The 23,560-nt window shown below is 67.2% G+C and carries 21 protein-coding genes and 2 tRNA genes; 4 read left to right on the plus strand and 19 right to left on the minus strand.

Annotated elements, in window-relative coordinates; genetic code table 11:
- Positions 1 to 933: a MoxR family ATPase gene (locus ASF51_RS10635; RefSeq protein WP_235497248.1), complete on the minus strand. Its 933-nt coding sequence runs from the start codon at positions 931 to 933 to the stop codon at positions 1 to 3.
- A gap of 164 nt (positions 934 to 1,097) precedes the next feature.
- On the minus strand, positions 1,098 to 1,622 hold the full coding sequence (locus ASF51_RS10640) for a hypothetical protein (RefSeq protein ID WP_055929092.1): 525 nt from the start codon (positions 1,620 to 1,622) through the stop codon (positions 1,098 to 1,100).
- Positions 1,623 to 1,875: 253 nt separating this feature from the next.
- Here ASF51_RS10640 and ASF51_RS10645 point away from each other — a divergent pair, with 253 nt between their 5' ends.
- Positions 1,876 to 3,432 (plus strand): SPFH domain-containing protein, encoded by a 1,557-nt coding sequence (locus tag ASF51_RS10645; protein WP_055929094.1) that lies wholly within the window; start codon positions 1,876 to 1,878, stop codon positions 3,430 to 3,432.
- Between the two features lie 73 nt (positions 3,433 to 3,505).
- On the opposite strand, the gene ASF51_RS10650 is transcribed toward ASF51_RS10645, so the two are convergent.
- From ASF51_RS10650 to ASF51_RS10660, 3 genes are all read right to left on the minus strand, one after another.
- Positions 3,506 to 3,579 (minus strand) — tRNA-Ile (locus ASF51_RS10650).
- A 54-nt stretch (positions 3,580 to 3,633) separates the two neighbouring features.
- Complete coding sequence (locus tag ASF51_RS10655) at positions 3,634 to 4,893, minus strand: glycosyltransferase (protein ID WP_235497211.1); 1,260 nt, start codon at positions 4,891 to 4,893, stop codon at positions 3,634 to 3,636.
- Positions 4,894 to 4,957: 64 nt separating this feature from the next.
- Positions 4,958 to 5,875, minus strand: coding sequence for a DMT family transporter (locus ASF51_RS10660; RefSeq protein ID WP_055929095.1), 918 nt, complete (start codon positions 5,873 to 5,875; stop codon positions 4,958 to 4,960).
- Between the two features lie 42 nt (positions 5,876 to 5,917).
- Here ASF51_RS10660 and def point away from each other — a divergent pair, with 42 nt between their 5' ends.
- Positions 5,918 to 6,484, plus strand: a complete 567-nt coding sequence (gene def, locus ASF51_RS10665) for a peptide deformylase (protein WP_055929097.1) — start codon at positions 5,918 to 5,920, stop codon at positions 6,482 to 6,484.
- Between the two features lie 25 nt (positions 6,485 to 6,509).
- Here the strand turns inward: def and ASF51_RS10670 are convergent, their stop codons facing one another.
- From ASF51_RS10670 to ASF51_RS10730, 14 genes are all read right to left on the minus strand, one after another.
- Entirely contained in the window at positions 6,510 to 6,815 is a 306-nt protein-coding gene (locus ASF51_RS10670; protein ID WP_055929100.1) for an AzlD domain-containing protein, read from the minus strand.
- Positions 6,812 to 7,537 carry an AzlC family ABC transporter permease gene (locus tag ASF51_RS10675; protein WP_055929104.1) on the minus strand — a complete coding sequence of 242 codons (726 nt, stop codon included), beginning with the start codon at positions 7,535 to 7,537 and terminating at the stop codon, positions 6,812 to 6,814. Before ASF51_RS10675 ends, ASF51_RS10670 begins: the two co-directional genes overlap by 4 nt.
- Positions 7,538 to 7,612: 75 nt before the next feature.
- Positions 7,613 to 7,685, minus strand: a tRNA-Asn gene (locus ASF51_RS10680).
- A gap of 68 nt (positions 7,686 to 7,753) precedes the next feature.
- Positions 7,754 to 8,749 carry a D-isomer specific 2-hydroxyacid dehydrogenase family protein gene (locus ASF51_RS10685; RefSeq protein WP_055929107.1) on the minus strand — a complete coding sequence of 332 codons (996 nt, stop codon included), beginning with the start codon at positions 8,747 to 8,749 and terminating at the stop codon, positions 7,754 to 7,756.
- Complete coding sequence (locus ASF51_RS10690; RefSeq protein WP_082479734.1) at positions 8,746 to 9,558, minus strand: ATP-binding cassette domain-containing protein; 813 nt, start codon at positions 9,556 to 9,558, stop codon at positions 8,746 to 8,748. The genes ASF51_RS10685 and ASF51_RS10690 overlap by 4 nt, the downstream gene beginning before the upstream one ends.
- Positions 9,559 to 9,569: 11 nt before the next feature.
- On the minus strand, positions 9,570 to 11,294 hold the full coding sequence (locus ASF51_RS10695; RefSeq protein WP_235497212.1) for an ABC transporter ATP-binding protein: 1,725 nt from the start codon (positions 11,292 to 11,294) through the stop codon (positions 9,570 to 9,572).
- On the minus strand, positions 11,291 to 12,352 hold the full coding sequence (locus ASF51_RS10700; protein ID WP_235497213.1) for an ABC transporter permease: 1,062 nt from the start codon (positions 12,350 to 12,352) through the stop codon (positions 11,291 to 11,293). Before ASF51_RS10700 ends, ASF51_RS10695 begins: the two co-directional genes overlap by 4 nt.
- A gap of 2 nt (positions 12,353 to 12,354) precedes the next feature.
- On the minus strand, positions 12,355 to 13,455 hold the full coding sequence (locus ASF51_RS10705; protein ID WP_055929116.1) for an ABC transporter permease: 1,101 nt from the start codon (positions 13,453 to 13,455) through the stop codon (positions 12,355 to 12,357).
- Between the two features lie 108 nt (positions 13,456 to 13,563).
- On the minus strand, positions 13,564 to 15,195 hold the full coding sequence (locus ASF51_RS10710) for an ABC transporter substrate-binding protein (protein ID WP_055929118.1): 1,632 nt from the start codon (positions 15,193 to 15,195) through the stop codon (positions 13,564 to 13,566).
- Positions 15,196 to 15,388: 193 nt separating this feature from the next.
- On the minus strand, positions 15,389 to 17,284 hold the full coding sequence (gene dnaG, locus ASF51_RS10715) for a DNA primase (protein WP_055929121.1): 1,896 nt from the start codon (positions 17,282 to 17,284) through the stop codon (positions 15,389 to 15,391).
- Positions 17,284 to 18,561, minus strand: a complete 1,278-nt coding sequence (locus ASF51_RS10720; protein ID WP_055929125.1) for a deoxyguanosinetriphosphate triphosphohydrolase — start codon at positions 18,559 to 18,561, stop codon at positions 17,284 to 17,286. Before ASF51_RS10720 ends, dnaG begins: the two co-directional genes overlap by 1 nt.
- A 4-nt stretch (positions 18,562 to 18,565) precedes the next feature.
- Positions 18,566 to 19,768, minus strand: coding sequence for a tRNA dihydrouridine synthase DusB (gene dusB / locus ASF51_RS10725; protein WP_055929128.1), 1,203 nt, complete (start codon positions 19,766 to 19,768; stop codon positions 18,566 to 18,568).
- A gap of 124 nt (positions 19,769 to 19,892) precedes the next feature.
- Positions 19,893 to 20,030, minus strand: coding sequence for a hypothetical protein (locus ASF51_RS19075; RefSeq protein ID WP_157412107.1), 138 nt, complete (start codon positions 20,028 to 20,030; stop codon positions 19,893 to 19,895).
- On the minus strand, positions 20,027 to 20,728 hold the full coding sequence (locus tag ASF51_RS10730) for a DsbA family protein (protein ID WP_055929132.1): 702 nt from the start codon (positions 20,726 to 20,728) through the stop codon (positions 20,027 to 20,029). Before ASF51_RS10730 ends, ASF51_RS19075 begins: the two co-directional genes overlap by 4 nt.
- Positions 20,729 to 20,843: 115 nt before the next feature.
- Here ASF51_RS10730 and ASF51_RS10735 point away from each other — a divergent pair, with 115 nt between their 5' ends.
- Positions 20,844 to 21,332 carry an aminoacyl-tRNA deacylase gene (locus ASF51_RS10735; RefSeq protein WP_055929135.1) on the plus strand — a complete coding sequence of 163 codons (489 nt, stop codon included), beginning with the start codon at positions 20,844 to 20,846 and terminating at the stop codon, positions 21,330 to 21,332.
- Between the two features lie 422 nt (positions 21,333 to 21,754).
- The gene (locus ASF51_RS10740; protein WP_055929138.1) at positions 21,755 to 23,386 is read left to right on the plus strand and encodes an HNH endonuclease signature motif containing protein; all 1,632 of its coding nucleotides are present in this window, start codon (positions 21,755 to 21,757) and stop codon (positions 23,384 to 23,386) included.
- Positions 23,387 to 23,560: the final 174 nt, after the last annotated feature.

The raw sequence follows: 23,560 nt of genomic DNA on the forward strand, positions 1-23,560 counted from the left end.
TTAGAGCGACCGGGCGGCGACGAGAGGCACGGGTGTCGCCTGAACGATCCTCATGAGGGTCTCCTCGATGGCGCTCACTCCGTTGCGGTGGTCGCTCACCGATCTGCGGGTGGGAACGATGCGGTGACCGAGCACCGGCACCACCAGGGCGTCGATGTCGTCGGGCAGAACGAAGTCGCGACCATCGAGGGCTGCCGCGACCTTGGCCGCACGAACGAGGTGCAGGGTGGCGCGCGGGCTGACGCCGAGTCGCACCTCGGGATCGCGTCGCGTGGCCTGGGCGATGTTCACCACATACTGCTCGACCGCTCTCGACACGAAGACCTCACGAGCGCTGCGGATCATGGACTGGAGCTCGTCGCGGCCGACGACGGCCTGGATGTCGTCGAGCGGACTCTGCAGTTCGCGGTTGTGCAGCATGGCCAGCTCGGCTTCGGCGTCGGGATATCCCATCGATACCCTCGCCATGAACCGGTCGCGCTGCGCCTCGGGCAGCGCGAAGGTCCCCTCCATCTCGATGGGGTTCTGGGTGGCGACCACACTGAACGGGGTGTCGAGCTGATGGGTGACGCCGTCGACCGACACCTGTCGCTCCTCCATGCACTCGAGCAGGGCGGACTGGGTCTTCGGCGATGCCCTGTTGATCTCGTCGGCGATCACGATGTTCGCGAACACGGCGCCCGGCTTGAACTCGAACCTGTTCTCCTGCTGGTTGAAGATCGAGACGCCGGTCACGTCGGAGGGCAGCAGGTCGGGCGTGAACTGGATTCGGCTCACCGACGCGCTCACGGAGCGGGCAAGGGCCTTCGCCAGGGTCGTCTTGCCGACGCCGGGAACGTCTTCGACGAGCAGATGGCCCTCAGCGAGAAGAACGATGAGCGACAGCGTCGCGACTTCGGTCTTGCCGTTGATGACTGCTTCGAGGTTCGACATGATCGAGCCGGACAGGCGGGCGAACTCGTCGAGGTCGATGTCGGGCGTGGCGGCGCGGGCACTGGACTGGGCGGTCGTATCGGGCAACAGGAAACTCCCTCGTTTCGCTCGATTGTAACCGCGAAACATGGGTGTTCCTCATGTGGGCCAGGAGACCCCGAGTGTCAGGACCGGTGCGCCGGATGCCCCGTCGTGAGGTACTTCGCGCCCTCGGCCGGGTCGGTCAGCCACTCTGTGAACAACATCACCATGTCGTCGCGGATCTGCACCTCGCCCAGGTCGGGATGATCGATGAGCGCCGTCGTGACGAGTCCCTCTTCTACAGGGAGGTAGCTCGCGGCGCCGCGGCGGTACGCCGCCTGTGCCGCCTGCAGATGAACAGTGAACGACGGCCCGTAGTCCTCTCCGTCTTGAAAGACTCCCTGAGCCCAGGCCACGAGGTCGAAGTCGGTCTTCGCGTCCCAGGGGCAGTTGCGCAGCGTCTTGTCGCTCTCGGAGAAGTAGCGGTACTTGAGTTCGCCGTCGATGACCCAGTAGTTCGCGTTGGCGATGCCGATACCGATGGTCAGGCTGGGAGTCTCGGGGTCGAGCAGTCGATAGGTGCTGATGTACGTGACCGACTTGGGCATCGGAAACTGAAGCGCCCGCGGAATAGGCGCAGGGATGCGGATCTCGAACGAGCTGAACACGAGACTCCTCCCCGGCACATGATTAGCCTTGACTCTAACCGTTGCACTGTGCGCGATGAAACATGAGCGGCGCGCCGTGCCTGTCTGAATCATCCGTTTTGCAGCCGTGCCGAAACCGAACAGGTGAACGCCGCGTCGACCGCGCCCTCCCCTCGACACGCCATCCGGCCTTTTCTGGCATGGTGGAGCCTGAATGGCCGCGCGTCCGTCGCGGCATCCGAGACCGTCCCTTCAGGGATCCAGAGAGGTACTCATGGACAACGCCGAACTCACCGGCATCCTCGTCATCGTCGGGATAGCCGTCGTCGTCGCCGTCGTCGTCGTTCTCATCCTGCTGGTGTTCGCGCGCAGTTGGATCAAAGTCGCTCGAGCCGACGAGGCTCTCGTCATTTCTGGTCGCAAGCAGAAAGTCCAGCTCGCGGTCCTCAGCGCCGACGGCACGAGCCGCGACGAGATGTCCGAATCGCCCGTCACGGTCATCGTCAATGGAAAGTCGCTCGTCAACCCGATCACGCAGCGCCACGAGATCATCTCGCTCCGCTCGCGCCAGGTCTCGTTGAACGCCGAGGCGCAATCGCTCGACAGTGTGACCTTGAACGTCGATGGTGTGGCCATCGTGAAGATCGGATCAGATCCCCTCCTGGTGCGACGTGCCGCCGAGCGCTTCGCCTCGCAGGACACGGCGATCGAGCAGTTCACCACCGAGCAGCTGGAAGGCGCGCTCCGTGGAATCGTCGCCACCCTGTCGGTCGTCGAGCTCATGCGGGAGAGAAAGAAGTTCTCCGACCAGATCGCTGCCGACGTCTCTCAGGAGCTCGCTGAGCAGGGACTGATCCTGGACTCGTTCCAGATCAAGGGCATCACCGACAAGGTCGGCTACATCCAGTCACTCGGCGCTCCTGAGATCCAGGCGAAGCGCCAGGCCGCAGAGATCTCGCAGACCAACGCAGACCGGGCGATCAACCAGAAGAACATCGCCAACAAGGAAGCCAACCTCGTCGAGCAGACCGGCCTCGACACCAACACCGCCAACTCGAACGCCGGCATCGGCCGCGCCAGGGCCGAGGCGGAACAGGCCGAGAACCTCGCCCGCGAGCAGGCGCAGCAGGCCGTTCTCCAGCAGCAGGCCGAGAACCGTCAGGCCCAACTGGATGCCGACGTCAAGCGTGTCGCGGATGCCCAGCGATACGAGGCGGAGACCCGCGCACAGGCCGAGTTGTACACCCGCGAGCGGGCAGCGGAGGCCGCGGCCATCGAGCAGGTCAAGCAGGCAGAGGCCCGTACCCGTATCGCCGAGCAGCAGGCGCAGGCCGACAAGGCCCGTGCCGACGGTGAGGCCGCAGCCGCGGTCGCCAAGGCCACGGGTGAGGCGAGCGCACTTCGTGCACAGGCCGAGGCCGAGTCCGAGGCTCGCCGCCTGCGCGCAAACGCCGAGGCTGACGCCATCCGCGCAGAAGGTGACGCCCGCGCCGCCGCACTGGAAGCGGAAGCCAAGGCCATCGCCTCGAACCAGGAGGCCTTCCTCTCGCAGCGCGTTCTCGACGTGCTGCCGTCGATCATGGCCGAGTTCGCGAAGGGATACTCCGCGATCGGAAGCGTGTCGATCGTCGGCGGATCAAGCGACGACGGAGCCTCGAATCTCGTCGGAGCGGACAGCGCGAAAGCACTGAAGTCGGTTTTCGACACGGTCAGCTCGGCGACGGGTCTCGACCTCGCGTCGATCATTCAGGGACAGGCTGTCGGCCGCGGAATCGGCGAGGGCATGGCGGCGGCGGCTCCCCCGACCACCGCAGGCTCGAGCGCAGAGTGAATAAAGGGCCGTCCCGCATCCGCGGGGCGGCCCTTTCGCCTGTGACCCTCATTCGGTCGGGCATGTTTCTGGGTAGGGCGTGTGGGACTTGAACCCACGACCGACGGATTATGAGTCCGCTGCTCTAACCGGCTGAGCTAACGCCCCCTGCGGGATCCGCGACTCTCACGAGCGCCCGGATGCCGAGTCACCACATTACCGCTATTCGTGCGAGGCGCTCGGCGAGACGATCAGGGGGTCGGTGACGACCTCGCCCCGGTACAGCTTCTCGAACGTCGTGAGGGTGCGCTGGATGTCGTGGGCCGCGATGAGACGCAGCGACGCGTTCTTGAGGCGGTCGAGTTCGTCTTGCGGGAGCGTGAGCACGTCGGCAAGCCTGTCGGCCATCTGCTGGGCATCCCCGGGCGCGAACAAGTGCCCGTTCTCGCCGTCGTGCACGAGGTGCGGCAGCGCCATCGCGTCTGCCGCGACGACCGGCAACCCCGACGCCATGGCCTCCATCGTGGCGATGCTCTGCAGCTCGGCGATCGACGGCATGGCGAACACCGTCGCGCGTGTGTAGGCGTCGCGCAGCTCCTGCTCTGTGACGTAGCCCGTGAAGGTGACGCGTTCGGCGATGCCGAGGGTGGAGGCCAGCGTCTCGAGGTTCTTCTTCTGGTCGCCGCCGCCCACGATCTCGAGCTGGGCGTCGAGCTCGGAGGGAAGAAGCGAGACGGCCTTGAGGAGCACGTCGATCTGCTTCTCACCCGTGACGCGCCCGACGAACAGGATGCGGTTCTTCGGTCGGACCGTGAAGTCGGGAGTGTAGTTGTCGGCGTTGATGCCGCACGAGATCGCGTAGACGTTGCTGAGCCCGGTGGACTTCTCGAGGAACTCCGCCGCGCGCCTGGTCGGCGTGGTGATCGCACTCGCGCGCCCGAAGGTGCGCTTGGCGGCCTTCCACGCGAGGCCGACGGCCCAGTCCTGCCACGACTTGGGAAGGAGCGTGAATTCGAGCAGGTTCTCGGGCATGAAGTGATTGGTGCCCACGATGCGGATGCCGCGCTTCTCCGCCTCGATGGAGAGCCCGCGGCCCACGACGATGTGCGACTGGAAGTGCACCACGTCGGGCTTGACCGCGTCGAGGATCTTGGCGCTGTTCTGGTTGATGACCCAGGGGAGCGCGTACCTCAGCCAGTCGTGCGGGTACCAGCGCCAGCTGCGCAGCCGGTGCACCGTGATGTCGTGACCGTCGTAGGTCTCCGTCCACGTGCCGTGCTTCTTGGAGGCCGCCGGCGCCACCACGTGCACGTCGTGACCTCTCGAGGCCATGCCCGATGCCAGTCGTTCCGAGAAGCGGGCCGAGCCGTTGACGTCGGGCGAGAAGGTGTCTGCGCCGATGACGATGCGCAGCGGCCGTTCGGAGGAAGCCGGCGACGGCACCTCCGCCGAGGCGGGACGTGGGTCGGAGGAATCTGACACGGAATGAGCCTTCTGTTGGGAGATGAGGGGTCGAGCGCGGTCGGGACTAAAAGGACAAACTACCTTAGCGCGCGATCTGAGGGTGGTAGCGGGCGAGTCCGAAGACGCCGACGATGGCGATCAGGCCCGTGATGACGTAGCCGATCATGGCCCACCACGGAGCCTGCGAGGCCTCACCGAGCACGATGATGCCGATTCCCACCGCGATGAGCGGGTCGACGACGGTGAGTCCGGCGACGACCAGGTCGGGCGGACCCGACGAATACGCCGTCTGCACGAAGTAGCCGCCGAGGGCGAAGGCGGCGACGAGACCTGCGACGCAGATGAGCGTGAGCCACTCGAAGTCGCCCTGCTGGAAGCGTTTGATGACGACCTTGGCGAGGGTCGCGACGAAGCCGTAGAGCACGCCGGCGCCGATGATGTAGCCGACCGCGCGCACGCGGCGGCGGAAGACGATGAATCCCGCCCCGAAGACGAGGAGCACCACGGCGAGAATCACCAGGATGACGGCGAGCTGCAGCTCGTCGATCGGCCGGTCGCGCGCGGTGAACGCGGCGAGCACCACGAAGAGGAACACTCCCCCGACGCAGAGCACGATCGACAGGATCGACTTGCGATCGAGCTTCACCTTGCTCAACCGCGAGTTCAGGAACGCCGTCATCACGAGGGCGACGACGCCGAGCGGCTGCACCACGATGATCGGCGAGAAGCCCAGGCTCGTGAGCTGAAAGACGACGGCGAGGCCGAGCATGAGGGTTCCGAACACCCACGACGGTCGCGAGAGCAACGACCACAGCTGCCTGAGGTTGAGCCCGCTCGACCCGGACGACTTGGTGTTCTTCTCGACCTTGGCGACCCCGCGCGACTGGAACTGCGCTCCGAGGCTCAGAAAGACTGCGCCGACGATGGCGATCGGAATACCGATGAACTGGGCCGGATCGAGGGCGAACTGGTCCTGGATGTCGGTGAGTTCGGGAGGCACCCCCCGAGGTTACCCTGACCGCCGCGCCGATAGGCTTAGCGAATGGCCGTTCTTCCGATTCGCATCTCAGGCGACCCCGTTCTCCACTCCCCCGCCGCCGAGGTGACGTCGTTCGACGACTCCCTCCGCCAGCTCGTCTCCGACATGTTCGAGACCATGGATGCGGCGCCGGGCGTCGGGCTCGCCGCTCCCCAGGTCGGAGTTCCGCTCCGGCTGTTCACCTTCGGCTGGACCGATGACGACGACGTCGAGCACCGTGGCGTCGCCATCAACCCTGTCCTCTTCATCAGTCCGCCTCCCGTGATCGAGAGCGACGAGGACTCCGATGCCGAGGGCTGCCTGTCGTTCCCCGGCGAACGTTTTCCGCTCGTGCGCTCGGCCGACGCCCTGCTGCGTGCCGTCGATCTCGATCAGAAGCCGTTCGAGATCTCCGCATCCGGATGGCTGGCCCGCATCTTCCAGCACGAGTTCGATCACCTGAACGGCATCCTCTACGTCGATCGACTCGAGTTCATCTATGGGCGCCGTGCCGCGAAGGTCGCGCGCAAGAAGGGCTGGACCGCGCCCGGCAGCAGCTGGCTGCCCGGGGTCGACGACCTCGACGCCTAGCGGGCAACCCTGATCGGCCTGTCCGTCACGTCAGGGCACGGATGCCCGCCGCGACGAGGGCCGCGCTGACGACGACCACGATGAACGGCACCCGCAGGGCGAACATCACCGCGGCCACGACGACGGCGGGAACCCGGGCGTCGAGCGTGAGCTCCTGCCCGTTGGCGAAGGTCTGCAGCGAGATCAGCGCCGCCAGCAGGGCCACGGTCAGCAGATCGACCATGCGCGCCGGAGTCGGTCTCTCGAGGAGCCGTGCCGGCACGAGATAGCCGAGCGTCTTGAGGCCGAAGCAGAGGATCGACGCGAGAAGCACGACGTGCCAGGTGGTCATGGCGTGCCCTCCGATGACGAGGGCGACGGGCGGCGTGTGGCTCCCAGCCAGTTCGTCGCGCCGAAGACCACGGCGACGAGGGCGGCCACCAGCACGGGCAGGCCGGGCATGAGCGCCGGAGTCAGGAGGGCGGCCACGAAGCCCGCCGTCACGGCGACGGCCTGTGCCTGCAGTGTGGCCAGGCGCGGCCAGAGCAGCCCCAGGAACGCGGCCGCAGCAGCCGCGTCCAGACCATAGGCGCTCACGTCTCCCAGCAGGTCGCCGATGACCGCTCCGACGAACGTCGTGAGGTTCCACCCGACGTAGACGACGAGTCCGGTCACCCAGAATCCGATCCTCTGGGACCGGATCGATCCCTGGGCGGTCGAGACCGCCGTCGACTCGTCGATCGTCAGATGGGCCGCGACCGCCCGACGCGCGAATCCTCGACCGATGACGGGAGACATCCTGATCGCGTACACGGCGTTGCGCGAACCCAGCAGCACGGCGGATGCGACGGCTGCCGGCCACGCGGACAGGCCGCCGGACGCGAGCACGCCCACGAGAGCGAATTGCGATCCGCCGGTGAACATGACGAGGCTGAGCACCATGGTCTGCCACAGGTCGAGCCCTGCACCCAGCGTGGCGAGGGCTCCGAACGAGATGCCGTATGCCGCGGTGGGCAGACCGACGGCCAGGGCCGCGCGGACGGCACGGGTGTCCTCTGCGCTGCGGATCTTCATCGGGTCATCGTTCTACTGAGTCGGCGGAGGGTACAAAAAAGACCACCAGGGGTGGAGCCCGTGGTGGCCTTTTCGCTCCCCGACTTGGACTCGAACCAAGAACCTGCCGGTTAACAGCCGGCTGCTCTGCCAATTGAGCTATCGAGGATTGCTGGAAACAGCGTAGTTACACTATCACCTATTCGGCGATGCCTTTGTCACGCGCATCGACCTCCATCAGTATCCCACAACCGGGTCGACCACTCCGTCGAAACCGCCCTCGCCGAGGAAGGCGCGCGTGTTGTTCGCCACCCTCCGGGCGAGCAGCGGACGGGTCATGTCGGGCGTGTCGGCGCTGTGCGGCGTGATGATGACATTGGGCGCAGTCCAGAGCGGATGCCCGTCGGTAAGCGGTTCGGGGTCTGTCACGTCGACGCCGGCGCCGGCGATGACGCCCGCCTGCAGGGCATCGACCAGCGCATCGGTGACGACGAGCCCGCCCCGTCCGATATTGACGACGACGGCGGAGTTCTTCATCAGACCGAACTGCTGCTCGCCGATGAGCCCGCGCGTGTCGTCGGTGAGCGCCGCCGCCAGAATGAGCACGTCCGCGCTCGGGAGAACAGCATCGAGTCGATCCGTCGACACCGTTTCGGATGCGCCCTCCACGGGGGCGCTGCCCCTCCGCACGATCGTCACGGAGACGCCGAACGGCTGCAGAAGCCGGATGAGTTCGAGTGCGATTCCCCCGGCGCCCACGATCACGACGTGGAGACCGTAGAGCGAGGTACCGAGCGTGCCGTCGCCCCAGGATCGGACGGACATCCGGAGCGGGAGGCGGCGCAGCAGGGCGAGCGAGAGCATAAGGGCGTGCTCGGCGACAGGTTGGGCGAACGCGCCCTTGGCGCTGGTGACGGTCAACGACGGCCGTGCAGACGACGCGAGGATGGAGGTGAAGGCGTCGACGCCCGCATAGGGCAGTTGAATCCAGCTGAGCTGCGGATTCTCGGCGAGGACCGCGCCGAAGCGTTCGGCGCCCCTCGGGTCGAGCCAGATCAGGCCGCGGGTCGCCGCCGAGAGCGGCGCGACCTCGCCCCCGGCCGATTCGACGGCGTCGACGAACAGGGGTTCGGGCTCGGGCAGAACCGCGATCGGACCGGGAGCGGGTCGAGCGTCGTCGGACGGAACGAAGGCCGGGGATGCAAGGATTTCGCGATGCTGCGAATCCCTCACCGCTGGTCGCCCGACACCGTACGGGCCAGGCCCTGAACGTAGGGGTGGTGCGGGTCGTCGAGCACCTCGTCGATGGTTCCGAGCCCCACGACCATGCCCTCGTGCAGAACCGCGATCCGATCGACGGAGCGGCGGAGGACGTCGAGATCATGACTGATGATGATCGCGCTGGCGCCACGATCGCGCTGCAGCGAGGCGATGACGTCGACGACCTGCCCGCGGACGGACACGTCGATACCGGCGGTCGGCTCGTCGGCGACGAGGAACACGGGGTCCATCACCAGGGCACGAGCGACGGCGACACGCTGGCGCTGACCGCTCGAGAGCTCGTGCGGGAGCATGTTGAGCATGCCGACCGGAAGCAGGAGCCTGTCGACGAGGGTCGCGGCCTTCAGCCCGGCGTCGTTGGCGTCGAAGTGCTTGTCGCGCAGGAACAGCGGCTCGGCGATGATCTCGGCGACCGTCATGTTCGACGTCAACGTCGAACCGGCATCCTGCGCCAGATGACCGATGCCGAACGTGAGCCTGCCCAGCTTGCGGCCGCGCGTTCGCTTCATGTCGTATCCGAGCACGGAGAGCGCGCCTCCGACGATGCGCGGCGCTCCCTCGCGCGACGGTGCCATGGCCGCCGCGCCGGAGATCACCGACGCGATCGTCGACTTGCCCGACCCGCTCGATCCCACCAGCCCGATGATCTCGCCCGGCTCGACATTCAGCGTGAAACCCTTGACCGCCGTGTGGGCGGCGCTGACGCTGTGTGCCGGATATTCGATCGTGACGTCAGACGCCGTCATTATCCGTTCGCTCATGGATACCGACCCTAGCCGTCGACCGCCTGGAGTCGGTGCAGCGCCTCGCGCCTGGCCTGCTGATCGATCGGATCGGGCACCGGCAGCGAGGCCAGCAGCCGCTGGGTGTACGGGTGCTGCGGCGCACCGAGCACCTCGGCCCCCGTGCCCTCCTCGACGAGTTCTCCCTTGTAGAGAACCGCGATGCGATCCGCCAGCAGGTCGACCACGGCGAGGTCATGGCTGATGAATAGCGAGGCGAAGCCGAACTCCCGCTGCAGCTCGGTGAACAGCTCGAGAACGCGCGCCTGCACCGACACATCGAGTGCACTCGTCGGTTCGTCGGCGATGAGCAGCTTGGGCCTGAGAGCGATCGACCGGGCCAGGCTCGCGCGTTGCCGCTGACCACCGCTGAGTTCGTGCGGATAGCGATCGCCGAACGCCTTGGGCAACTGCACGGCCTCGAGGAGCTCGTCGACCTGGGCTCGGGCGTCGCGGGAATCCGCGGCGCGACCGTGCACGACCAGCGGCTCCGCGACGCAGTCCGCGATCGTCAGCAGCGGGTTGAAGCTCGAGGCCGGGTCCTGGAACACGAACCCGATATCGACCCTGGCGCTGCGGAACGCCCGTTCCCGGATGCCGAGCATCTCGCGGCCGAGCACGCTCAGCGACCCGCCGGTCACCTTCGAGAGACCCGCGATCGCGCGTCCGATCGTGGTCTTTCCCGAGCCGGACTCCCCCACCAGGCCGAGAACCTCGCCCTCCTTGATCTCGAACGAGACGCCGTTGACGGCACGGAAGCCGCCGCGGCCCAGGCGACCCGGGTATTCGATGACCAGGTCGCGAGCCACGACGACGGGCGTGGTCGACGAGTCGCGCTCGAGGCGCTCCTGCGTGCGCACGGCCGCGCGGGCCTCGCCCTGGCCGATGTGCGGAACGGCTGCGAGCAGCTGCTTCGTGTAGTCGGCCTGGGGCGACGAGAACAGGGTGCGGGCATCCGCCTCTTCGACGACCTTGCCCTGGTACATGACGACGACGCGATCGGCCAGGTCGGCCACGACGCCCATGTTGTGCGTGATGAGCACGATCGCGGTGTCGAACTCGTCTCGGAGGCGCCGGAGCAGGTCGAGGATCTCGGCCTGCACCGTCACATCGAGGGCCGTGGTCGGCTCGTCGGCGACGATGAGGCCCGGGTTGAGGACGAGCGCCATCGCGATCACGACACGCTGCTTCTGTCCACCCGAGAACTGGTGAGGGTAGTAGTTGACCCGAGTCTCGGGGTCGGGAATGCCGACTCGACGCAGGATGTCGATCGCCTGCTTCTTCGCGTCCTTGCGTGAGACGGATCCGTGGGCGCGGATGCCCTCCGCGATCTGCCATCCCACCGTGTAGACGGGGTTCAGCGCGGTCGACGGCTCCTGGAAGACCATCGCCACGTCTTCGCCGCGAAGGCTCCGGAGGGCGTTCTGCGAGGCATCCACGATATCGGTCGTGCGGCTGCGGTCGCGGCTGCGGAGCAGGATGGATCCGCTCGACGTGGCGGTCGACGGCACGAGACCGAGGATCGACTTCGCGGTCACGCTCTTTCCGCTGCCGCTCTCCCCCACGATGGCCACGATCTCCCTCGGCCGCACGGCGATGGAGACGCCGTCGACGGCCCGCACCGCTCCGCCGTCGGTGGCGAAGGTGACCCGGAGGTCGACGATCGAGACGATGTCGGACTCGCTCGTCATTGCATCGGTGATTTCTGCGCTCATGAGACCCGCTCCTCGTCGTCTGCTGTCGATGCGTCGTCGGCGACGATCGACTCCCCCGTCGCTCCGGCGCCGTGCGGCTCCGCCCCGTTGTCGGGTGTCGGCGCACCGGTGTCGAGTGCGGCACGCCGGCCGCGCAGTCGCGGATCGGCGAGGTCGTTCAGGCTCTCGCCGAGGAGCGTGATGCCCAGCACGGCGAGCACGATGGCGAGACCCGGGAACAGCGACGTCCACCAGATTCCACTCGTCACGTCGGAGAGGGACTTGTTGAGGTCGTATCCCCACTCGGCGGCGGCCGTGGGCTCGATGCCGAAGCCCAGGAACCCGAGGCCGGCGAGCGTGAGGAGCGCCTCGGACGAGTTGAGGGTCAGCAGGAGGGGCAGGGAGCGGGTGGCGTTGCGCAGGACGTGCCGGAAGACGATGCGGGGAGCACGCGTTCCGATCACCTTCGCGGACTCGACGTACGCCTCGCTCTTGATGCGCACCGTCTCGGCGCGGATGACCCGGAAGTACTGGGGAATGAAGACGACGGTGATCGAGATGGATGCGGCCAGGATCCCTCCGAAGAGATCGCTTCGCCCGCCCGAGATCACGATCGACATCACGATGGCCAGCAGCAGCGACGGGAAGGCGTAGATCGCGTCGCAGACGACGACCAGGACGCGGTCGAGCCACCCTCCGATGTAGCCGGAGACGAGGCCGAGGAAGATTCCCGCGAAGATCGAGAGGATGACCGACACGACGATGGTGAGGATCGCGGTCTGCGCTCCCCAGATCACCCGCGAGAGCACGTCGTAGCCGCCCACGGTCGTGCCCAGCAGGTGTTCGGCGTTCGGGGCCTCCTGCGCCCCGAACGGGGTGCCGTCGCTGCGCAGCTGCGCGAACCCGTAGGGCGCGAGCAGTGGTGCGAAGACCGCCGTGAGCACGAAGACACCGGTGATGACGACGCCGGCGATCAGCATTCCGCGCTGCAGGCCGATGCTCGATCGCACCTGTTCGAAGAGCGGGATGCGCGAGACGAGACTGCGCTTCGGTCGGGTTTGAGCGGTGGTTGCCGTCACGACTAGTACCTGACTCTCGGGTCGATGAGCGCGGCGATGATGTCCACGATGAAGTTGGTCACGGCCACGATCACGGCCAGGAGGGCGACGATGCCCTGAACCGCGACGAAGTCACGCGCCTGAAGGTAGTGGGCCAGCTGGAATCCCAGGCCCTTCCACTCGAAGGTCGTCTCGGTGAGCACGGCGCCGCCGAGCAGGAGCGCGATCTGGAGGCCGATGACCGTGATGATCGGGATCAGCGCGGGACGGTAGGCGTGCTTGCGCACGAGCCGGAACTCGGTCACGCCGCGCGACCTGGCCGAGTCGACGTAGTCGGTGCCGAGCGTGCCGATGAGGTTGGTGCGCACGAGCCTGAGGAAGACACCGGCCGTGAGCAGACCGAGTGCGACGCCGGGAAGCACCGCGTGCGAGAGCACGTCGCCGATCACCTCGGGATTGCCGGTCTGAAGGGCGTCGATGAGGTAGATGCCGGTCTTCGACTGCAGGAACTGCATCTGCAGCTCGGCTCCGGTGGATGCGCGACCCGCGACCGGGAGCACCTGCAGCCAGACCGCGAAGACGAGCTTGAGCAGGAGTCCCGCGAAGAAGACCGGGGTGGCGTAGCAGAGGATGGCGAAGATGCGGAGGAACGCATCGGGAGCCCGGTCGCGGAAATAGGCGGCGACCATTCCGAGCGGGATGCCCACGATGAACGCCACGATGAGGGCGTAGAACGCGAGCTCGAGGGTGGCGCCGCCGTAGGTCAGCAGAACCTGGGTGACCGGCCGGTTGTCGCTGAGCGTGCTGCCGAAGTTGCCGGTGACGATGTTGCCGAGGTACTCGAGGTACTGCACGATCAGGGGCCGGTCGTAGCCGGCCTCGTGGATGCGCTCTTGCAACTGGGGCCCGGTGAGCTTGCCGCCGAGGGCCGCGGTGATGGGATCGCCTGTGGTGCGCATGAGAAGGAAGACGAGGGTGACGAGGATGAACACCGTCGGGATGATGAGCAGGAACCGCACCAGGATGTAGCGGCCGAGTCCTCCCCCACCCGACGACGACCTGCGTCGGAGAACGGCCGGAGGTGCGGCCGATGCCGGATCCGGAGAGCTGAGTTCTGCAGTCACGTGCGTGTGTCCCTTGATATAAACGACGGGTGACGTGACTCAGGGGCGAAGCGCGTGTGCGCCTCGCCCCTGAGCCACAATGCTAGAGCGACTCTAGCCTGTGGCCGATCAGCCCTTGGTAAGTGCTCCGTAGCGGAACTTGAACGAGGCGTCGAGCGTGTCCGACGTTCCCTCGATGGTCGTTCCCGTGACGGCGACCTGGGCGCCCTGCAGGTACGGAACCGTCGAGAGGTCCGCCGCGACGGCATCCTGAATCTGTTCGATGATCGCCGTGCGCTCCGCCGGGTCGGTCGTCACGGCCTGCTTCAGGATCAGGTCGTTGACGGCCGGGTTGTCGTAGTGGTTGGCCAAGAAGTTCTCGGTGAGGAAGAACGGCGTCAGGTAGTTGTCGGCGTCGGAGTAGTCCGGGAACCAGCCGAGCTGGTAGGCCGGGTACACGTCGGTCGTGCGGTCCTTCGAGTACTGGACCCACTCGGTGGTCTCGAGGTTGACCGTGAAGAGGCCGCTCGACTCGAGCTGATCCTTGATGAGCGCGTACTCGTCGCCCGACGACGGGCCGTAGTGGTCGTTGCTGTACTGGAGCGACAGCTCGACCGGGCCGGTGACGCCGGCGGCCTCGAGGGTGGACTTGGCCTTGTCGGCATCCGGGCCGCCGTTTCCGTCGCCGTAGGGTGCCTTGAGCGACTCGGTGGCTCCGGTCAGGCCCGCGGGAACGTAGGAGTACAGCGGCGTGTATGTGCCCTTGTAGACCTGGTCGGCGATCTCGTCACGGTCGATGAGGTCGGCGACGGCCTGGCGCACGGCGAGAGCCTTGGCCGGGTCGGCCTCGGGGGTCTTCGCGCCGAACGGCTGCGTGTCGAAGTTGAAGACGATGTAGCGGATCTCGCCGCCGGGTCCGTCGACGACCTTGACCTTGTCGTTGCCCTTGAGGTCGTCGATGTCGGTGGCGGAGAGGCTGCGGAACGCCACGTCGATGTTGCCCTCCTGGATGTCGAGCTTCAGGTTCGACGAGTCGGCGTAGTACTTCACGTTGATCTGGTCGCTCTTGGCGGCACCCAGTACACCCTCGTAACCGTCGAACGCCTTATAGGAGATCAGGTTGTTGAAGTCGTAGTTGGTGATCTCGTACTGTCCGGCGAAGGCCTTGCCCGCGACGATGTCCTCGTCGCTGGTGAGCTCGGTCGCGGAGAAGACGTCTTCGTCGACGATCGGGCCGGCGGGGCTCGACAGGATCTGCGGAAACACCTGGTCGTCGGCCGACTTGAGCGTGAAGACGACGGTGGTGTCGTCGGGGGCGGCGACGGAGTCGAGGTTGTAGAGCAGCGACGCGGGGCCGTTCTCGTCGTTGATCGCGACCTGGCGGTCGAACGTGAACTTCACATCGGAGGACGTGAGGTCGTTGCCGTTGGCGAACTTCAGTCCGGGCTTCAGCTTCACGGTGTACTCGGTGGGCGAGGTGAACTCGGCCGACTCGGCGATGTCGGGCTCGACGTCGGGGCTGCCGTAGGGGGTGTTCATCAGGAAGGGGAACACCTGGTTCATCACGGCGAACGAGCCGTTGTCGTAGGAACCGGCCGGGTCGAGCACCGTGACCTTGTCGGTCGTGCCGATGGTGATTGCGCTGCCGCTCGTGCTGCCGCCGGTCGAACCGCCGGAGCATCCGGCGAGCACGAGGGCCACCGCTGCTGTTCCGGCGAGCGACGCGACGACTCGGGTCGTGCGTGTGGATGCGGATCTCATATCCGTCTACCTCTCTGGAGTGATATTTCAGACACAGATGTACCCCGAACGGGGCTTTCCGTGATTGCTGTATCCCAGTCATACCGCAGCGCATGAACTGTCACCAAGCTGACAGCAGGCGGCGGCGGACATGTTTACCGGATCGAAACAAGCCGGTTTCTGTCCAGCAGCGTCGCTTTGCTGCCAACCTCGACTATTCGCGCAGCGCGCGCCTGTCGGCCTCGACCTGCATCAACTGGCGCTGCAACGAGCGATGCTCGTCGGGGTGCGCGGTCGCATCGGTGCGCTGGAACTGGCCGAGCAGCTCCTCCTTGCGACGAACCAGGTCGCGTTCGACCAGCGACAGCACGACCTGCTGGAGGTAGACGTCGAGTTCGCGTTCGGGGCGCTCGGGCACCGGGGCGACCGCCAGCTGGGCGACGAGCGTCTTCACGGGGTCGGGCACGGTCTCCTGGATGATCGACGCCCAGTCGGGCCTGTCGAACGAGTTCAGGCGCATGGCCACCGCGTCGCGCACCGCCGCCAACGCGCCGTTGCTGAACGCGACAGCTGTGCCGCGCGCCAGCAGGTCCTTTCCGACGCTGGTCGGAAACTGGAGCATCGCCATGAGCGCGTCGCGCTCGAGGCGGGTCGCCGTGGTGCTCGGCAGGCTGGTGAGGGATATCGCGACGGGCGGTGCCACCTCGAGCGAGGTGATGGATGCCGGCCCGCCTTCGGCGGCCGGTGCCAGTCGTGGAGATTCCAGTTCGCGCGACGTGGCGTGCTCGCTCGACCTGCCGGCGGCATCCACCGCTCGGCCGACCTCGCCGAGGTCCATGCCGAGCAGGCGGGCGAGCTCGCGGGCGTAGCCGGGCCGGATCGACGGGTCACGGATGTCGGCCACGACGGGAGCCGCGGCCCGCAGCGCGGCCACGCGGCCCTCGACCGAGTTGAGGTCGAATGTCGAGAGTCGCTGCTTGATGACGAATTCGAACATCGGCTTCTTGCCGGTCACGAGTCTGCGCACCGCGTCGTCGCCCCGGCCCAGCCGCAGATCGCAGGGGTCGAGCCCGTCGGGCGCGACCGCGACGTAGGTCTGCGCGGCGAACCGGTGCTCCTCGCTGAACGCGCGAAGCACCGCCTTCTGGCCCGCCGAGTCGGGGTCGAAGGTGAAGATCACTTCGCCGAGCCCGGCCGTGTCGTCGGACAGCACGCGACGCATCACCTTGATGTGATCGACGCCGAAGGAGGTGCCGCAGGTGGCGACCGCGGTCGTGACCCCGGCCAGATGGCAGGCCATGACGTCGGTGTAACCCTCGACGATCACGACCTGGTGGCTGCGGGCGATGTCGCGCTTGGCGAGATCGAGCCCGTACAGCACCTGCGACTTGTGGTAAACGAGGGTCTCGGGCGTGTTCAGGTATTTCGGGCCCTTGTCGTCGTCGAGAAGGCGGCGCGCGCCGAATCCGACCGTCTGGCCCGTCTGGTCGCGAATAGGCCAGATGAGCCGCCCCCGGAACCGGTCGTAGCTGCCGCGCTCGCCGGTGCTCGTGAGTCCGGCGGCGCTCAGCTCTTCGGCGGTGAATCCTTTGGACCTCAGGTGCTTGCCGAGGATGTCCCACCCCTTCGGCGCGAAGCCCACGCCGAACCGTTCGGCCGCAGAGGCGTCGAAGCCCCTCTCGCCGAGGAAGCGCCGGCCCACCTCGGCATCGGGAGTCATCAGCTGTTCGATGAAGAACTCGCGCGCGGCGTCGTTGGCGGCGAGCAGCCTCGCCCTGCTCGAGTAGTCGCTCGGTGCTCCCCCGTCTTCGTAGTGCAGCTCGAAGCCGATGCGCGCGGCCATGCGCTCGACGGCTTCGCTGAACGAGACGTGGTCCATCTTCTGCAGGAAGGTGAAGACGTCGCCGCCCTCGCCGCAGCCGAAGCAGTGGTAGTAGCCCACCTGCGGGCGAACGTGGAAGCTGGGGCTGCGTTCGTCGTGGAACGGGCAGAGCCCCTTCATCGACCCGACTCCCGCGCTCTTCAGCGTGACGTACTCGCCGACGACATCGCCCAGGTTGATGCGGGAGCGCACCTCATCGATGTCACGCCTGAGAATGAGTCCTGCCATCAGCCGAGGAGTCCCCTGCTCCAGGCGATCGCGGACTGGTCGGTGAGGCTGGCGACCTGGTCGACGACCACGCGTTTGCGGGCGGCGTCGTCGGATGCCTCGCGCCAGTCGGCCGCGAACGCCACCTCGAGCGCGCCCTCGCCCAGCCTGAAGAGCTCGGTGGCCAGCGACGTGAGAATGGCGCGCTGCTCGACGTAGAGGGGCTGGCGGGAATCGCTGGCCATCACGTAGGCGGCGACGATGCCCTTGAGCACCGCGATCTGCGCCTGCACGGGGCGAGGAACGACGACGCTTCCGCCGAACCGTGCAAGCGCCTCGGCGGGGTACGCCTCGCGGGTGGCCGCCGTGGATCGCCCGGCGAAGCGGCCGATCAGCTGGCTGGTGAGGTTCTTCAGCCTGCCCTGCGCTAGCCGGGAGCCGTCCCAGCCGTCGAGCCAGATCTCGAGGGAGGTCAGCTCGTCGAACGCCGCGGTCAGTTCGTCGCGGCTGAACTCGCCGCCCACCCACGACGAGATGGCGGCCACGAGGTCGTCGTGGTCGGCCCGAGCGCCCAGGGCTCCGACGTCGATGTAGCCGGTGAGCACGGCGTCTTCGAAGTCGTGCACCGAGTACGCGATGTCGTCGGAGAGGTCCATGACCTGTGCCTCGATGCACTTCTGCCCCGCGGGCGCACCATCGCGCAGCCAGCGGAACGCGGCATCGTCTTCGGGGTAGACCCCGTACTTCGCTCGCCCGCTGGGGTCGCCGATGGCGTCGGCGATGGTCCACGGGTACTTGCAGCTGGCGTCGAGGCTCGCCCGGGTGAGGTTGAGCCCGGCGCTCGTGCCGTCGGCGAAGACCACCTTGGGCTCGAGCCGAGTGAGGATGCGGAGGCTCTGCGCGTTGCCCTCGAAACCGCCGATGTCGGCCGCCCATTCGGCCAGCGCACGCTCGCCGTTGTGCCCGAACGGCGGATGCCCGAGGTCGTGGGCGAGACAGGCCGTGTCGACGACGTCGGGGTCGAGCCCGAGACTCGTCGCCAGCTCGCGGCCGACCTGGGCGACCTCGAGCGAGTGCGTGAGCCGGTTGCGGGCGAAGTCGAGGTCTGCCGGCGAGAGAACCTGGGTCTTGGCGGCTAGACGGCGGAATGCGCTCGAGTGCAGGATGCGCGCGCGGTCGCGGGCGAAGTCGCTGCGGCGCGAGGAGTGCTGCTCGGCGACGATGCGGTCGCTGTCTCTGGACTCGTAGCCGAGGGGCAGGACGGCGATCGGGGAAGCGGTGTCGGAGAGTGAGGTCACGGCTCTATCCGCCACTGTGGTGGAGCTCTGCGCTGGCGAGTTCGGCGCGCTCGGGCATGGCGAGCTCGCGGGAGTCGAGCCACTTGTCGGGCAGCGAGGGGCGCTTGGGCGAGCCGGCGCGGCCGCGCGGGCCCTCGGCGTCGATGCCCGGGTACGGGAGGGAGCCGTCGAGGGTGGCGAGCACGTCGTCCATCTCGGCGAGCGAGGAGACCATGCTGAGGCTGGCCCGCACCTCGTGGCCCACGGGGTAGCCCTTGAAGTACCAGGCCACGTGCTTGCGGATGTCGCGGCAGGCGCGGTCTTCGTCGTCGAAGAACTCGCTCAGCAGCTCGGTGTGTCGACGGATCGCCGATGCCACCTGGCCGAGTGTCGGAGCCGCCCGCGATGCGGACGCCACCGAGGGGTCGAGCTCGCCGCTGCGCACACGGAACGCGTCGGCCAGGTCGCCGAACAACCACGGACGACCGAGGCACCCGCGCCCGACGACGACCCCGTCGCATCCGGTCTCGTCGACCATGCGTATCGCGTCGTCGGCCGACCAGATGTCGCCGTTGCCGAGCACCGGGATGCTCGTGATCGTCTCTTTGAGGGTGGCGATCGCAGACCAGTCGGCCTGGCCCGAGTAGAAGTCGGCCGCCGTGCGGGCGTGCAGGGCGATGGACTTGACTCCCGCGCCCTCGGCTGCCTTGGCCGCCTCGAGGTAGGTGAGGTGGTCGTCGTCGATGCCCTTGCGCATCTTCACGGTGACGGGGATGTCGCCGGCGGCGTCGACCGCCTCCTCGACGATCTGGCGGAACAGCCCGAGCTTCCAGGGCAGCGCGGACCCACCGCCCTTGCGCGTGACCTTGGCCACGGGGCATCCGAAGTTCATGTCGATGTGGTCGGCGAGGTCCTCGTCGACCAGCATGGTGACCGCCTGGCGCATGGTGGCCGGATCGACACCGTAGAGCTGGATGGATCGGAGGGTCTCGGACGGGTGGTGGCGGATCAGCCGCATGGATTCCGGGGTGCGTTCCACGAGGGCGCGGCTGGTGATCATCTCGCTGACGTAGAGACCGGCGCCGTACTCGCGGCAGAGCCTGCGGTACGCGGTGTTCGTGATGCCGGCCATCGGCGCGAGCACGACCGGAACGTCGAGCTCGATCGGGCCGATGGAGAGTTTCGGTGCCGGAGCTGTCTGGCTGGCTGTGGCGAGGGAGGAAGTCATGACTGATCGATTCTCCCAGAGAAATCGGTGCATCGTGCCGGAGGCCGACGAACTGTGGACGACGATGGGCGCGTCGGCCGGGTCACTGAGGGGCGGTCACTGTGGCCGGGTCACTGCGGGTCGGTTACTGCGGGTCGGCGGCGACGGTCGGTTCGACGGTGCAGGTGCCGTCGACGCAAACCGCGCCGGCTGCTCCGAGGAGTCGCAGCGCGGGGGCGGTTGCGGGCGCGAGGATCTTCGCGCTGTCTACGGCGTCGGTCATCGTGCTGCCGGCGCGTCGGCGCGCTCGCCCGCCACCTGGCCGAACACCTCGGAGAATGTGGCGGCATCCTGAGCACCCGAGACGCCGTACTTGCCGTCGATCACGAAGAACGGCACGCCCTGGATGCCGTACTCCTGCGCCTGGCGCTGGTCGGCCCTCACGGCGGCGAGGTACTCGCTCGATTCGAGCGATCGCACGACGTCGTCGCGGTCGAGTCCGATCTCGGCGGCGAGGTCGGCGAGATCATCGATGCGGCCGACGTTGCGGCCTTCCTCGAAGTAGGCCTTGAGCAGTCGTTCCTTGGCCTCGAGCTGCAAGCCGTGCGCCTTCGCATAGTGGATGAGCTCGTGCGCCTTCACCGTGTTGGCATGCTGCAGCGCGTCGTAGTCGTAGTGCAGTCCCACGTCTTCGGCGATGCCGACCACGCGGGTGAGCATCTGCCGGGCCTGCTCCGCCGGGATGCCCTTGTGGTTCGCCAAGAACTCAACCTCGTCGCCCTCGAAGTCGACGGGCGTATCGGGCGAGAGCTCGAAGCTGTGGTACTCGATCTCGACCGACGGGGTGCCGGGCATCGCCGCAAATGCTTCGATGCCCGCCTCGAGCTTGCGCTTGCCGATATAGCACCACGGGCAGGCGATGTCGCTCCAGACGTCGACCTTGATGGGAGTGAGGGCTGCGGGATTCTGAAGATCGGTCACACGGGTGGCAACGGCAGGATGATCGTTGCTATTCCCACGTCGTGGTCTCGATGATCGTCGCGATCTCGATCGACGTCTCGGGAAGGTTCTCGCGCCTGCGTGGTTGACTTCTTCTATGACGACGTCAGGACGTGACCGGGTGATCGAGGATGCGACGAGCCGAGGGCTTTCCGTGGAGATCGTCGAGCGTCCGCCCGCGAACAGCCTCGAAGAGGCGGCGGCAGGCCTGGGCCTCGAGCCGTCGGGCATCGTGAAGACCCTCGTCGTGAAGCGACACGACGGCGACTTCGTTTTCGCACTGGTGCCGGGCGATCGGCAGATCAGCTGGGCGAAGCTGCGCGCGATCGTGAAGGTCAACAAGCTCTCGCTTCCCCATCAGGACGTGGCGCGCGATGCCACCGGCTACGAGCGCGGCACGATCACTCCGCTGGGAAGCACCACGGCGTGGCCGGTGTTCGCCGACGAGCGCATCGTCGGACGACGCATCGCGCTCGGCGCCGGGGCGCACGGCCTGTCGGCCTTCGTCGACGCAGACGCGCTTCTGGATGCCTATGGCGCGACGGTCGCGGACATCACCGACGAACTGAAGCCGCGCTCGGCCTGACGGCGCGGCCGAGTGCCGGGCCCTGCCCTGGGCGCCCCGTCCCCCGAGCCTGCCGTTCCCTGAGCCCGTCGAAGGGCCCGTTCCCTGAGCCTGTCGAAGGGCCCGTTCCCTGAGCCTGTCGAAGGGCCCTGGGTTTGCCTAGCCCCATGCGCCGGTCGAGTAGCGCTCGCGAGGAACGAGCAGCGCGTATCGAGACCACCCCGGCTCGAACCGCCCGTTCCCTGAGCCCGTCGAAGGGGCCCCGTTCCCTGAGCCTGTCGAAGGGCCCGGTTCCCTGAGCCTGTCGAAGGGCCGCCCAGGCTCGCCTCGCTCCTCTCCTCCACAGCCTCCGTTCTGGCCAAATTATCCACACCCATATCCCCTGATCATGTACCGAATGCCCCTGCCGACCCAATGTCGGTGGCTACTGTTTGACTTCTCGTATGGACCTCCACGACGCATCCCTCGGCGACATCGCCGAGCGCCTCCGCGAGCTCCTCGACCAGAACCGCGCAGCCGTGAACACCGGTGCCGGGCCGGGCGCCGATTCCGGTGACGCCCTACTCGAGGCGGCCCACGCGTGGGAGGCGATCGGTCGAGCCGGCGATGCCGCCCGCACCTGGGTCGCTGCCGAAGTCGCGCACGACTCCCGCCGCGAACTCGACACCGCCGGTCTCGCCTACCGTCACGGGTTCGCGTCAGCCAAGAAGCTCCTTGCCGCGACCACCAACATCTCGGAGCGCACCGCGGCGACCCGCATCAGTCTGGGTCAGCGGTTGCGGTCGTCGATCTCGATCTCGGGAACCCCGAACCCGAGTTTCTTCCCGGTCGTGGAGGAGGCATTCTTCGCCGGTCAGGTGGGTGTCGATACGGCGGCGGTGATCTGCCGCACCCTGTCCGAGGTGGTGAACCGCACCGGCTGGTCGGATGACACTGATCGGGCCGAACGGCATCTGGTCGCCGCCGCGATGGCCACCATCGCCGACACGGAAGACGATACCGACTCGGACATAGATACCGACGGGCTCGCGGACAGGGATGCGGGTGCCGACGAGGGCGGTGGTACAGACGACGCGGATAAGTTCTGGAGGGCACCGAGGCGGTACACGGTCGAGGAGATCGGCCGGCTCGCGATCCGGATCCGGGAACACCTCGACCCCGACGGAGCCGAACCCCGCGACGCCGTGAAGCAATCCCTGCGCGGGTTCAGCTACCCGAAAGTCGGCGCCGACGGCATGGCCCTGCAACTCGGTGTGTTCCTGGCCGCGGTCGACTCCATTCTCAGTCCGCGCACCCTCGATACATCGAATCCGGCATCACACGCGGCGGGCCCGGAAGCGACCGATCTCAGTCATGCCAGTGCAGGCCTCGCCGGCAATCAGGGCATCACCGGAGACCAGGCAGAGGGTGCGCTCGCGATCAACGACCCAACACCACTCGAACCGGCCGCGCAGGACGACACCTCAAGTGACGAGGCGGTCGTCGACGCACGAACGGCGGAGCAGAAGCTTCTCGACGCGGTCATGACCCTTCTCGAGCTGGCCGCCACCTCACCGTCCGCGTCGCTGCTGAACGGTGCGGCACCGACCGTGAACGTGCACGTCACCCTCGACGACCTCGAATCCGGGCGCGGTGCCGCATGGATCGACGGCAGCACCGAACCCGTCCCCATCAGCACCGTCGACCAGCTTCGCTGCCATGGCGACACGATCACGACCCTCTTTGGTGACCATGGCGAGGTTCTTCATCACGGCAAGACGAAACGGTTGGCCACCCGAAGGCAACGGCGAGCACTCGCCGCCCGCGACGGCGGGTGCGTCATTCCCGGCTGCACCGCGCCACCGTCACGATGCCAAGCCCACCACGTCACCCCCTGGGTAAGCCACGACTACCCGCCCGGAAGAACGGACATCGACAACCTGGCTTTGTTGTGTCCGTTCCACCACGCCACGATCCACACCTCGGCGTGGCAGCTGGTGATGCTCCACGGCAGACCGCACGTCAGACCACCGAGCTGGCAAGACCCGAACCGAACACCGAGGCCCGCCGGACACCAACGAACAGGCAGACCTTGATGACCGCGGTGACCGCGGTGAGCTCGGTGAGCTCGGCGTCGGCCATGGTGAGCCCAATGACCACGGATCAGTCGAAGGTGTCGGCCGGATGTACGGGCCCGCATGAACCCCGTAGAAACTTCCGCAAGTCCCGCGGAGGCCCCCACAAACCCCGCAGAAGCCCGGCGTGCCGCG

Source organism: Agreia sp. Leaf283, from assembly GCF_001422485.1.
Taxonomy (GTDB): Bacteria; Actinomycetota; Actinomycetes; order Actinomycetales; family Microbacteriaceae; genus Agreia.